This is a genomic window from Gordonia sp. B8661-1 (assembly GCF_059427765.1).
Map to the genome: position 1 here is coordinate 402,971 of NZ_JCAHRL010000003.1, position 12,925 is coordinate 415,895.

At 62.3% G+C, this 12,925-nt stretch carries 8 protein-coding genes; 6 read left to right on the top strand and 2 right to left on the bottom strand.

Features of this window, described 5'->3' with window-relative positions:
• Positions 1–21: 21 nt before the first annotated feature.
• The 5 genes from AC4JJG_RS09355 (at position 22) to AC4JJG_RS09375 (ending at position 8,229) form a co-directional block, all read left to right on the top strand.
• Positions 22–5,052 (top strand): putative T7SS-secreted protein, encoded by a 5,031-nt coding sequence (locus tag AC4JJG_RS09355; protein ID WP_495400745.1) that lies wholly within the window; start codon positions 22–24, stop codon positions 5,050–5,052.
• Position 5,053: 1 nt separating this feature from the next.
• On the top strand, positions 5,054–5,563 hold the full coding sequence (locus tag AC4JJG_RS09360) for a hypothetical protein (protein ID WP_495400744.1): 510 nt from the start codon (positions 5,054–5,056) through the stop codon (positions 5,561–5,563).
• 96 nt (positions 5,564–5,659) lie between these two features.
• A complete protein-coding gene (locus tag AC4JJG_RS09365; RefSeq protein WP_495405758.1) occupies positions 5,660–6,166 on the top strand; it encodes an RHS repeat-associated core domain-containing protein in 507 nt (168 codons plus the stop codon).
• 250 nt (positions 6,167–6,416) lie between these two features.
• On the top strand, positions 6,417–7,016 hold the full coding sequence (locus AC4JJG_RS09370; RefSeq protein WP_495405759.1) for a hypothetical protein: 600 nt from the start codon (positions 6,417–6,419) through the stop codon (positions 7,014–7,016).
• A gap of 760 nt (positions 7,017–7,776) precedes the next feature.
• Entirely contained in the window at positions 7,777–8,229 is a 453-nt protein-coding gene (locus AC4JJG_RS09375) for a hypothetical protein (RefSeq protein ID WP_495400743.1), read from the top strand.
• Between the two features lie 162 nt (positions 8,230–8,391).
• On the opposite strand, the gene AC4JJG_RS09380 is transcribed toward AC4JJG_RS09375, so the two are convergent.
• Together AC4JJG_RS09380 and ypfJ are read right to left on the bottom strand one after the other, a co-directional pair.
• Positions 8,392–10,026 (bottom strand): DUF885 domain-containing protein, encoded by a 1,635-nt coding sequence (locus AC4JJG_RS09380; RefSeq protein WP_495400742.1) that lies wholly within the window; start codon positions 10,024–10,026, stop codon positions 8,392–8,394.
• On the bottom strand, positions 10,023–10,895 hold the full coding sequence (gene ypfJ, locus AC4JJG_RS09385) for a KPN_02809 family neutral zinc metallopeptidase (RefSeq protein ID WP_495400741.1): 873 nt from the start codon (positions 10,893–10,895) through the stop codon (positions 10,023–10,025). Before ypfJ ends, AC4JJG_RS09380 begins: the two co-directional genes overlap by 4 nt.
• 213 nt (positions 10,896–11,108) lie before the next feature.
• Between ypfJ and aspS the strand changes: the two genes are divergently transcribed.
• A complete protein-coding gene (gene aspS, locus AC4JJG_RS09390; protein WP_495400740.1) occupies positions 11,109–12,917 on the top strand; it encodes an aspartate--tRNA ligase in 1,809 nt (602 codons plus the stop codon).
• Positions 12,918–12,925: the final 8 nt, after the last annotated feature.

Consider the following 12,925-nt stretch of genomic DNA (forward strand, 5'->3'; position numbering starts at 1 on the left):
TCGATTCGGAACTGGATTCGCATGGGATTCCTGGACAAGGTCGGCGATGCCGTCAACAAGGTCGGCGACGCCGCCGAGAACGCCCTCGAGTCGGGCCTTGAGAAGGGTGGCCAGCTTCTCGATGCCGGTGTGGACGCGGCCGCCGACGGAGCCCGCCGAGTAGGCGCCGACGGCGTCGCGGACAAACTCGATGACCTCGGCGACACCATCACCAACGCCACCGGAGGCAAGGTCGATGAGCGCGAACTCGGTGAATCGGAGGACAAACGCGAGCTGATCCGCGGAGATGTCGCATCGATCAACGACAGATCAACGAAGCTGTCCGATCTGGCGCGCAACATTGAATCCACTGGCAATGCGCTCTCCACGATTCACACGGCGGACTGGCGAGGGCAGGCCGCCGACGCGTTCGATGCCGCATACAACGAGCAAGCGAAACTGTGGCATGTGGCATCGGCCGCGATGTCCGCGACCTCCGCGACGATGGCGGGCTGGGGTAGCACCGTCGAGTGGGCCCAGTCGCAAGCAGCGGAGGCCATTGCCCTGTGGAAGGCGGCCGAAGAGGAGGAGAGAAACCGGAAGAACAGCTGGAATGCGTTGTCCGACGACGAGAAGCACGAGACACCCCTCGTCGATACCTGGACCTCGAAATACGACGAGGCCAAACGACTGCTGAAATCAGCTCGGACAGAGCGGGATTCGATCGCCGACGAGACGGCCGGCAAGATCTCGTCGCAAACGAACGAGGCGCCGAAGGAACCATCATTCATCAACCGGATGGGCGCGAACCTGGACGACCTCGGAAGCGTTGCCGAGCATGGCGGCCAGAACATCGGCATCGGGGCGGTGACGTCGGTGACAGGATGGGTCCAGTTCGCTCGCCAAAGGCAGCCCCTCGACACGTACAACCTGACGCATCCTGCCGAGTTCATCAATGGGGTCGGCGACCTCACGATGGGAATCGTGACCACTGTCGCCGACCCGGGTGCCACTGTGCACGCGATCAAGACCGACGCTCGTGAAAACCCGTTCAAGACGATCGGCAGCCTCGGCGTGGATGCCGCACTGACTGCGGGAACCGGCGGGGCCGGGGGTGCGGTCGCGGGTGGTAAGGCAGCGGTGAAGATGCTGAAGGGCGGCACAGATGCGGCCAAGGCCGGTGCCGGGGCCGCACGCGCGGCCGAGCGCGGAGCGCGGGAGGGAGCCCGAGCCGCCGAGCACGCGCCGAAGCCGGATGCCGCCAAGGAGCATGGGGCGCAGGCATCGGAGAGCACAGGCGAGAAGGGGCAGACGAAAGCGCCGGTGGACGCGGCGCACCAGAATGAGGCAGCACCGAAGGCGGAGGGAGACAAGGCCACTCATCCGCAGAACGGGCCGGAGCAAGGATCACCGGACAGGCATTCGTCACACGATGGTCAGAGTGGAGGTGACACGCAGCCGAACAGTCACGATCCGGCGGGCAACGATACGCATTCCGGTCAGCGTGATCCTGCTGGCTCGTCGGAACATGCCGGACGCGCGGACAACGACCAGCAGGCACCGCACGAAGCAGACAAGGATGGTCCACGGTCGGACCAGTGCGATAAGCAGGTGTGCGATGGCCGCGATCCCGTCGACATCGCAACCGGCGAGTTCCTATTGCCCGAAACCGATGCGCATCTGCCCGGTGTGCTGCCGCTTCTGCTGAAGCGCCGTCATCGGTCGAGCTACCGATTCGGGCGCTGGTTCGGACCGAGTTGGTCAACGACGCTCGATATGCGTGTGGTCGTGACCACCGACAGCGTGACCCTCATCGCCGAGGACGGCGTCATGATCGTCTATCCGCACCCGCGAGTGGATGAACCGGTCGAGCCACGGAGTTCGCGGCAGCGGTGGACACTGTCGCGGACCGACAGCGGCGGGTACGTGGTCCACGATCCGGATAGCCGGATCAATTGGCATTTCGCGCCCGAGCCCGCACTGGGCGGTCTCGACCGGGCGTTGGGCAACTATGCGATCAGCGCCATCACCGATCGGTTCTTCAATCGGGTGCGCTTCCACTACGACTCCGATGGTGCCCCTGTCGCGCTGACGCACTCGGGCGGTTATCAACTGGACATCACGACCGACGCCGGACGGATCACACGCCTGGCGGTTCGCTCGGAGCCCGGATTCGAGCCGACGGTGATTCGGGCATTCGGTTACACGGCAGGACATTTGACGTCGGTGACGAAACCGTCCGGGGGCACGACTCGGTATTCCTATGACGATGACGGGCAGATGCTGTCGTGGCAGGACGCCAATGGCAATCAGATGGTCAATACGTACGACGGTGATGGGCGGGTCATCGCGCAGGCCGGTACCGACAACATCATGTCGTCGCGCTTCGACTATCTCTCCACCGACGACGGCAGCGGGACGATGACGATCGTCACCGATTCGCTCGGCGGCCAGACCGTTCAGGGATTCGACAAGGATCTTCGTCTGCGGGACACTGCGACACCGACTGGATTGCGCACGCATACCGACTACAACGAACGCCGAGACCCATTGACCGTCACCGGGCCTGACGGCGCGACGACGCGATACCTCTACACGCCCGAGGGGGACCTCGCCCAACTGACCCGACCCGATGGGAAGGCGATACGCGTCGATTACGCCGCCCCGGGGCAGCCGTCGGCGATCTATCACGTCGACGGTACGACGACCCGGCAGGAATGGGATGACCGCGGCAATCTCGTCGCGGTACGCGATACCCACGGTGGCCGAACGGAATACACGTATCGTGCCAACGGAACCGTCGCCACCGTCACTGATCCGACGGGTGCGCGTACCGCGATCGACTGCAACCCTGCGGGACTTCCGGTAGCAGTCACGGATCCGGTCGGAGGGATTACCCGTATCGAGCGAGACGAGTTCGGGCGTCCTGTTGCCGTGACCGATCCTGCGGGTGCCACAACCCAATACGGGTGGTCGCCGGACGGGCTGCTCCTCGAGCGCGTCAATCCCGACGGCACCGTCGAAACCTGGGAGTACGACGGCGAAGGCAACCTCGTGAGGCACGCCGATGCCGCCGGTGCCGTTACGTCGCACACCTATGGGGCATTCGACCTTTTGGCATCGACCACCACACCTGATGGCGCTATCACACGGTACGAGTGGGATACCGAACGCCGGCTGCGAAAGGTCATCAACCCGCTGGGGCAGGAGTGGATCTACGACTACGATGCTGACGGTCGGGTTATCGCCGAAGCCGACTTCAATGGCGCCCGAACGACATACGGCCACACGGCAGGCCGGGTCGCATCGATTACGACGCCCACCGGAGTCACCCGAAGGCTGAGCTACGACATTCTTGGGCGGCTGACCGAGGCCCGTGCGGATACAGGTGAATTCCGTTCGTACACATACGATGTAGCGGGTCGTCGACTGTCCGCGGTCAGTGGCGCAGGTGGCGATATCGCGCACTCGGTGGAGTTCGGGTATTCCCCGTCCGGAGATCTGGTGCGCGAGTACGTCGACGGGGATGCGTCGAAGCTGGACTTCACTGTTGACCAGCACGGTCGCCGGATACAGCGACGCAGTGCATCCGGCGGCAGCACCGGATGGTTGTGGGGTGCGAACGGGATGGTGTCGGCGGTCGACGTCGACGGGCGACGTGTCGGCGTTGATTATGACCCTCGGGGTTCGGTCACCGGATGGCGCGTGGGCGAGTTGTCGGTGGCGCGTACGCACGATGCATGCGGCCGGTTGGTGGGCCAGCAGGTGGAGGCGTTTCCGTTGATGACGCTGAATCTGGATTTCGGGCCGGAGCGCCCGGAGCCGAAGTTGGTGCGTGCGGATTCGTTCGAGTATCGGGCTGATGGATTTGTGGCGGCGCAGTCGACGCGTACGGCCGAGGGTGTGGTGCCGCGTGTACTGGATCTGGATGCCGGTGGCAGGATCACCGGGGTGTCCGCGGGTGGCGCGCGAATTGAGGAGTACGGCTACGACGGCTTGAGCAATGTGGTGTCGTCGAGTGGTGTGCGGCGGGAGTTCCGGGGGAATCTACTGGTGGCCGATGGTCGGTCGCGGTACCGATATGACGCGGCCGGTCGTGTGGTGGAGAAGTCGGTGGCGAGGTTGTCGCGGCCGCGGGATGTGTGGCGTTACGTCTGGGATGCGTTTGATCAGTTGGTGGGTGTCGTTACTCCGGATGGCGCGCGGTGGCGGTATTCGTATGACGCGTTGGGGCGGCGGGTGCTCAAGCAGCGGTTGGATGACGCTGGTGCGGTGGTGGAACAGGTTCGTTTCGTGTGGGATGAGTCCACGATGATCGAGGCTGTGTCCGAGAGTGACCTGGTGCGGTGGTGCTATCGGCCCGGGTCGTTTGCGCCGCTCACGCAGTCGCGGGTGGATGTGTCGGATCAGGATGCGGTGGATGCGGAGTTTTATGCGTTGGTGACGGATGTGGTGGGGTCGCCGACGGAGGTGGTGGATCCGGACAGTGGTGCGGTGGTGGGTCGGGCGAGATCGTCGGTGTGGGGTCGGACGGTGTGGTCGGGTGAGGTGTCGACGCCGTTGCGGTTTCCAGGGCAGTATTGGGATGCGGAGACGGGCTGGCATTACAACCTGCATCGGTTCTACGATCCGGATGCTGCCCGGTATGTGTCGCCGGATCCGTTGGGCCTTGCGCCGTCCCCGAATCCGCAGGGGTATCCGTTTAATCCGATGGCGTGGATCGACCCGTTGGGTTTGGTGCCGTCAGGCTGTGAGCCTGGCAGTGGGTCGAGTCCACCTGGGCCTAACAACATGGGTCTCGAAGCTGACAAACTAGAGTGGTCAAAGGCTGCAGCAGCTCACTTCGACGAATACGGCAAGGATCTGCTTCCCGCGCGTCCATACCTGCGATCGAATCAGTTCATCCAGGAAATTTTGGATTCAGTGCGACCAGTTCCAGACCCAATGGGAAGTCCGGGAGTGTGGCGTTGGGATGTTCCTGGTTCAGTCCGTGGTCGCGAAGGTATATTTGAACTCGTTGTCGATGTTGTCAACGGCAGAATATTTCACTTCGAATTTGAGGGAGGTAAGTGACATGAAACTTCAGTTCGAAATCGGCCATGGCGACGAGATGGTTGTGGCTGATCCTATCTATTACGACGACGAGGACTCGCTCAGCCAAGGGGATGTCGCCAGCATTCGCAGAAAATACGTGGGCGCCGAAGGAAGCACGAGTATGCTTTTCAGTTACACGCAGTTGGAGATTGACGTGGCGTCCGGCCGGCTTCTCTATTGTTGGGGCTATAACCCCAAGATAGCTTGGCGAATGGTGGACACTGATCAGCCAAAGTTTACGGCTGGAGGAGTTTGGATAAGTTCTGACCCTCCGCTAGAGCGTGGTGTCAGTTTTTCTGTTCCCGGGGCACGTCAATGGTTGACCTACAAAGAGCCAAGTGGGTGGCTACGTATCTCGGACACAAAGTGGAAGTCAGAAGGGGAACGTCGTTACGAGTTCGCTACAAACTCGCTAATCGGTTTGACCGACGGGGAGGTTACATCGGTTTGGATTCTTCCGCGGCCTGAACTCGCGGTGAAAAGCGAATGAATTGCCGAGTATCAACGACTAGACATTTTGATTGGGAGGGGGAAGAACGGCCTTCAACATGGTGATGATGCGCCAGAGACCACGATGATTGAGGCTGTGTCCGAGAGTGATGTGGTGCGGTGGTGCTATCGGCCGGGGTCGTTTGCGCCGTTGACGCAGTCGCGGGTGGATGTGTCGGATCAGGACGCGGTGGATGCGGAGTTCTATGCGTTGGTGACGGATCTGGTGGGGTCGCCGACGGAGGTGGTGGATCCGGACAGCGGTGTGGTGGTGGGTCGGGCGAGATCGTCGGTGTGGGGTCGGACGGTGTGGTCGGGTGATGTGTCGACGCCGTTGCGGTTTCCGGGGCAGTACTGGGATGCGGAGACGGGTTGGCATTACAACCTGCATCGGTCTTACGATCCGGATGCTGCGCGGTATGTGTCGCCGGATCCGTTGGGGTTGGCGCCGTCGCCGAATCCGCAGGGTTATCCGTTCCGTTTAATCCGATGGCGTGGATCGATCCCTTGGGGCTGGTTCCGTGCCCGCCGGCATCAGACGCGACGCCAGATAGAACCACGGCACCTGATGGCTCAATGCTCGGTGAGAATGGCACGCAAGTGACGAGCAAGACGTTGACGCCAGGCTCTACTATGAGGGCAGGAGATCCGCCCTGGCGAATCGACGTCGAAAATCCTGACCCGGGAGGTCGGGCAGGTCAAATGCACTTGCAGGTGAATGGCGAAAAGTATTACTACAACTTCCACACCGATGAGTTCGAGGGCGCCCCTAAGGGGCTGATTAAGCAGTTGAAGAGATCGCCGTTCTATGATCGAGCGATATCAAAGGGGTCTGATTATCTACTTGGAGAATCATGAGTGATCAAAACGCATTCTGGCCTGCGGAACCGAAATACGACGAGTCTTACGTGACCAAGTATCTACTGAAAGGTAGAGGGTATATAGAGTCAGTGTACGATAGCTTTTCCATAAATGATGGCTATCAGAATAATGATATCATGTTGGCAACAAAACCGGTAACTGCAGCCGTAGTTTCGTGTATACCGTTATCGGCTACAGAGAACTGGACAGATGGCCTCGGAGTCGGCGAACCGATCGGTGTTGATCCTCGCGAGCAACTGACTGGCCAACAAGTAAGAGATCAACGCAAGTGGGGCAAATTTCGGAGATGGATATATCGAAGACTTAAGTCAAACGAATTTCCCCGCGAACCCACAGTGCCGCAACCGTGGGTCGGTCAACCCATTTCTCCTCCGCCTGCCTTCTTCTCATTGCGACTATCCGTTGGCGATCAACCACTGAAGGTTCTGGCTCACGGCTACCGGTGGAAAGAGGATGAACTGGTGTTCTATATAACAATGAACGACCATGGTCGCATATACGATTACGAGCATGTTCGCGTGGCGAAAACTTCCGTCCAACTCGGGCCGAATGGCCAAGCAATCCTGTTGTAGAAGGGCTTGCGCCGTCGCCGAATCCGCAGGGTTATCCGTTCAATCCGCTGGCGTGGATCGACCCTTTGGGGCTGGCGCCCTGCCCCACTGAAGGCAGTGGACGTAGCGGTATCGAATCGTCGCGCCAAGGAGAATCGATTCCATGGGGAAGTCTTTTTGATTATCGACATGGACATCGGCCGATAGCCGCAATTGAGCACGTGTTATATCGGCCTTGGTCGGACTCCGGCTTTACGAATGTCGGCAAGTTTCTCGAAGGTTCAACGCTTAGGGATATCAAGGGTATGGTCGACCATGCTATCGGTTCGAGCCGGTTAAACATCAATCGTGGTGTTGGGTCTGTAAACTTTGACTTCGGTCGTGCAATCGGAATTGATAGAAATGGTAACCTCGCCTCTAGTATCGATATCTTCATAAGAGACGGACAGATCAGGACGGTATACCCAAGTGACAAAAGCTGAGACTGTGAGGAAACTAATTGCAGATGACGGGTCGATATCATCCGCAAAGTCCCAGATACTATCTGACCTGGCAGAAGTCGGGCCAGGACAATGGCGCGAACGGCCATACAACACGTTCACAATCACATACGATGGTACTGACAGAGTGGCTCTCGTGGAGCACGAATTCGACTTGGAGGTGTCGTTTAATATGACATACCAGGAACTGGAGAATGCAGTCCGTTCAATGCCGGACGGCCGACAGTCTCCACTATCCGTTTCAGGAGTGACTAGAAGGGCGCGTCGCGGACAGATTTGTGATGGCAAGTAGCAGTTGGAGGTTGCTGCCGAAAGTTCAAGAGTACGGGACCAGCATGGACCCAAGTGCTTATCTACTCAACTTTGGCGACTTAACGACCGCAGTGGCTGTCGTCGAGCTATGTCACCCAAGGTTTGTTGAGATCTATAGTTGCATTGTAATATTTGGCACTAACCCGAAGTCGGTTCGCGATTGGATGGAGAAACTAGGATCGAAGCGGGCCGTAGAACAAATGATAAATCATGTGCATCTGTGGGATATTTTACCTGAACTTGGCGACGTGCCGGTGGATGTCGCCTTGTATCTTGGTTCTATGATTGCCGATGGTTGGTCGAGTTCAGCAAGTCGTCAATTCGCCGGACGTGAATTTGAAGCTATATCTGAAGAGGGGGATTACGGCGTTGAGGTAACAATCTGTGAGGACCTTCCGGGTTCTGGAAGGCCCCTGCTATGAGCTGCGGCGGAGTTTCGGTGGGGGCACTGCGTTCTCGATACGCGGACTCGCTGCGCTCGCCGGCTACCCGACCGGCGGTGGGGGGCGCTGCGGTCGCGCATCCGCTATTCGACCGCGGTAAGTTGCGCTTGGAGGCGTTCCGCGGAACGCGGAGACGTCGTTTCAGGTGAGCTCCGAGGCGAGGACGTCGAGGGTGACGCCACCGAGCGCGAGGGCACGGGTGTGGAAGTCCTTGAGTGACCATTCCGGGTGTGCTGCGAGAGCGGCGTCGCGGGTTTGTTCCCAGACTCGTTGTCCCAGAGCGTAGGACGGGGCCTGCCCCGGCCATCCGAGGTAGCGATTGAGTTCGAACCGCAGGACGGTGCGATCCATGGCGACGGCGTCGGTGAGGAAGGCCCAGGCCTTCTCGGCGTCCCAGGTGCCGCCGCCGACGGAGTCGGGTGCGCGCAGCCCGCAATGGACGCCGATGTCAACAACGACCCGTGCCGCGCGGAGGCGCTGGGAGTCGAGCATGCCCATACGGTCGCCGGGATCGTCGAGCCAGCCGAGGTCGCCCATCAGGCGTTCGGCGTACAGTGCCCAGCCTTCACCATGGCCCGACGTGAACGAGGCGAGTTTGCGCCAGTCGTTCAATTCCTCGCTGACGATCGCGGAACCCAATTGCAGATGATGGCCGGGAACACCCTCGTGGAAGACCGTGGTCGTCTCCTGCCACGTGTGGAAGACCGCCTGCTCCGGCGGCACCGACCACCACATGCGTCCCGGCCGCGACAGATCGGCGCTCGGCTGCGTGTAGTAGATGATGCCGGTGGCCGACGGCGCGAGCCTGCATTCGAGCCGGGTCAGGCGCTCCGGGATGTCGAAGTGGGTGCCGCCCAACTCATCGACGGCTCGATCCGACAGCTCCTGCATCCACGCGACGAACTCGTGCCGATCGGTGATCGCGTACTGCGACAACCCATTCAGATGAGCGAGGGCGTCCCGGATGGTGCCGCCCGGAACAAGTGACTCGGCGATCGCCCGCTGTTCGGCCTCGATCGTTGCAAGATGCTCAAGACCCCACGCGTACGCCTCGTCGGGGTCGACGTCGGCACCGAGATACGCGGGCAGAAACCTCAGATAACGTTCGCGCCCGACAGCATCCCGATCCACCGCGTGCGGTGCGACCTCGGTCCGCAATACCTCGGCGAAGTCCGCGAAAGCCGCGCCCGCCGCGTCAAGAGCATCGGCGACCCCGAGGGCCGGATCGTCGGCTAACGACGAGGTGTTCGACGCGATCCCCGACACCGCGTCGTCGGCTTGCGCAGCGACGAGACCCACCTGGCGCGCGGCGAATTCGGGTCCGTGTGCCAATCGATGACGTAGCCCCTCGACTGCCGTGCAGAGTGCGGCGGGCAATCCGCGCAATCGCTCGGCGAAGACCTCACGCTGCTCGCCGGTGTTCGTCGGCATCAGATCGAACACGTCCCGCAGGCCCTGCAGCGGGGACGCGATCACATTGCACTCACCGACAACCTCACCCGCGTCCGCCAGAGCGATCTCGCGTCGCAGCGATGCCGACATGGTTGCGACCGTCACCCGGTCCACGTCGTCGACCACTGACAGTCGTGCGAGATCCTCGAGCGCCGCGCGTGCCGTATCGACCCGCACGGCGCTGGCCTCGGGGGAGAAGTCGGTCAACTCGGCATCGAAGCCGCTGATGCCGACCTCGGTGGCGAACAGCGGATCGAGCCGTGCGGTCTGTGTGAGGTACGCCTCGGCGCGCTCATCGACAGCGGTGCGGGCGCGTGGACTCACAGGTCGTTGGTGGCGAAGGTGTCGCACTGACGCATGTCACCCGACTTGTAGCCGATGGTGAACCAGCGAGCTCGCTGCTGTGCCGAGCCATGCGTCCAGCCCTCGGGATTGGAGTTGCTGCCCTGGATCGTGTCGTCACCGATGGCCTTCGCGGTCTGGATGACCGAACGGATCTGTTCGTCGGTGAGCGGCTCCAGCGTGGCGTTCGGACCGTCGTCGGCGTGGTTCGCCCAGATGCCGGCCAGGCAGTCGGCCTGCAGTTCGACACGCACCGAACCCGAGCGCGGCCCCTGCGAGCCCATCTGCTGGCCCTTGGCGAGTGCGCCGGTCAGATTCTGGATGTGGTGACCATATTCGTGGGCGACGACGTACTCCTGCGCGAGCGGGCCGTTGCTGCCGCCCATCCGCTGCAAGGTCTCGAAGAACGACGGATCGAAGTAGGCGGTCTTGTCGACCGGGCAGTAGAACGGTCCGACATCGGAAGTCGCCGCCCCGCAGCCGGTGTCGATGGAACCGGAGAAGATACGGGTCCGCGGTGGCGTGTAGTCCGGCATGATCGTCGGCCACACCGTGTTGAGACTGTTCACCGTGGCCGTGATGAGGCAGATCGGGTCGCCGTCGTTGGCCTTCTCGATGGTGCAGGACTGGATCTGTTCCTGAATGGCATTCGCGGAGGACGATGATGAGGACGTGCCCTGGTCGGTGCCGGATCCGGTGATGTCGCCGGGATTGATGCCGAAGAACAATGCGATCAGCGTGATGATCAGGCCGGCGCCGCCACCGAGTGCGATGCGCCCACCTCCGCCCCCGCCCCCGCCGCCACCCGATACGGATGAGGTGTCGATCGAGCCACTGCCAGTGAAGGTCATGCGCACAATGATTACACGCGCGACAGGGGCGGAAGTGCTTTCGGCGCGTCCCCGGACGACGCGTGTCCGCCCACCGAAACGCGTGCGTGTGCAAGCGACTGGAGGGTCGTTTGAATGACGGGCCGCAGACCGAGTGCGCTCGACGTGAGCCGATACGGCACCATGGACAACGACAAACTCGGGCCCCACGCTCATTCCGGAAGGACCTCGTCAGTGCTCCGCACGCATTACGCCGGCTCGCTTCGCCGCTCCGACGCCTCGCAGACCGTCACCGTTGCCGGATGGGTGGCACGTCGCCGCGATCACGGCGGTGTGGTCTTCATCGATCTGCGCGACAGTTCCGGGCTCGTGCAGGTGGTCTTCCGTGACGAGGCCGTGGCCGAGGCCGCACACCGTCTGCGCGCGGAGTACGTCGTCGCCGTCACCGGCGTCGTCGAGGTGCGTCCCGAGGGCAGCGAGAACCCGAACCTGCCGTCCGGCGACATCGAGATCAACGCGCTGAGCCTCGAAGTCCTGAACGCGTCGGCGCCGCTCCCGTTCCAGCTCGACGAGACACCCGGTGAGGAAGCGCGTCTCAAGTATCGCTATCTCGACCTGCGCCGCGAACGGCCCGCCCGCGCACTTCGGTTGCGCTCCAAGGCAAATGCCGCCGCCCGCGCCGTGCTGGCCGACCATGATTTCGTCGAGGTCGAGACCCCGACGCTGACCCGGTCCACGCCGGAGGGCGCTCGTGACTTCCTCGTTCCGGCTCGCCTGCAGCCGGGCACCTTCTACGCGCTGCCGCAGAGCCCGCAGCTCTTCAAGCAGTTGCTCATGGTTGCCGGACTCGAGCGGTACTACCAGATCGCCCGCGCCTATCGCGACGAGGATTTCCGTGCCGACCGGCAGCCGGAATTCACTCAGCTCGACATCGAGATGAGCTTCGTTGATCAGGACGACGTGATCGCCCTGGCCGAGGAGATCCTGGTCGCACTCTGGAAGCTCATCGGGGTGGAGATCTCGACGCCCATTCCGCGGATCACCTACGCGGAGGCCATGCGCCGCTACGGAAGTGACAAGCCGGACCTTCGCTTCGACATCGAACTCGTGGAGTGCACCGACTACTTCAAGGACACTCCGTTCCGAGTCTTCAAGGCGCCGTATGTGGGCGCCGTCGTGATGGCCGGGGGCGCTTCGCAGCCGCGCCGGCAGCTCGACGCGTGGCAGGAATGGGCCAAGCAGCGCGGCGCGAAGGGGCTCGCCTACGTGCTGATCGGTGAGGACGGCACGCTCTCGGGGCCGGTCGCCAAGAACCTGTCCGACGAGGAGCGCGCCGGACTGGCCGAGCACGTGGGCGCGAAGCCGGGCGACTGTGTGTTCTTCGCGGCGGGTGAGACCAAGCCGATGCGTGCACTCCTCGGTGCCGCACGCGGTGAGATCGCCAACCGCCTCGGCCTCATCTCCGACGACGACTGGGCCTTCACCTGGGTCGTGGACGCGCCGATGTTCGAGCCGGCCGCCGACGCGACCGCTTCCGGTGATGTGGCACTGGGACATTCGGCGTGGACGGCCGTCCACCATGCCTTCACGTCGCCGAAGCCCGAGTGCCTCGACGACCTCGAGGCCGATCCGGGCGCCGCGGTCGCCTACGCCTACGACATCGTCTGCAACGGCAACGAGATCGGTGGCGGATCGATCCGTATCCACCGCCGCGACGTGCAGGAGCGGGTCTTCGCGATCATGGGCATCACCGAAGAGGAGGCGCAGGAGAAGTTCGGCTTCCTCCTCGATGCGTTCGCCTTCGGTGCGCCGCCGCACGGCGGCATCGCGTTCGGCTGGGACCGCATCGCCTCGCTGCTCGCGGGCGAGAGTTCGATCCGCGAGGTGATCGCCTTCCCCAAGTCCGGTGGCGGCGTCGACCCGCTGACCGACGCGCCGGCGGCCATTACCCCGCAGCAGCGCAAGGAGTCGGGTATCGACGCGAAGCCGGTGCCGCGCAAGGCCGCTGCCGAGCAGACCGACGACCCGGCAGCCGGTTCCTGACGGGACGA

Excerpts from the sequence above, each read along its gene's own strand:
- ypfJ (WP_495400741.1), bottom strand. The coding sequence starts at position 10,895 with ATGACCTTCACTGGCAGTGGCTCGATCGACACCTCATCCGTATCGGGT.
- AC4JJG_RS09360 (WP_495400744.1), top strand. The coding sequence starts at position 5,054 with ATGAAACTTCAGTTCGAAATCGGCCATGGCGACGAGATGGTTGTGGCT.
- AC4JJG_RS09375 (WP_495400743.1), top strand. The coding sequence starts at position 7,777 with ATGGCAAGTAGCAGTTGGAGGTTGCTGCCGAAAGTTCAAGAGTACGGG.
- AC4JJG_RS09355 (WP_495400745.1), top strand. The coding sequence starts at position 22 with ATGGGATTCCTGGACAAGGTCGGCGATGCCGTCAACAAGGTCGGCGAC.
- AC4JJG_RS09370 (WP_495405759.1), top strand. The coding sequence starts at position 6,417 with ATGAGTGATCAAAACGCATTCTGGCCTGCGGAACCGAAATACGACGAG.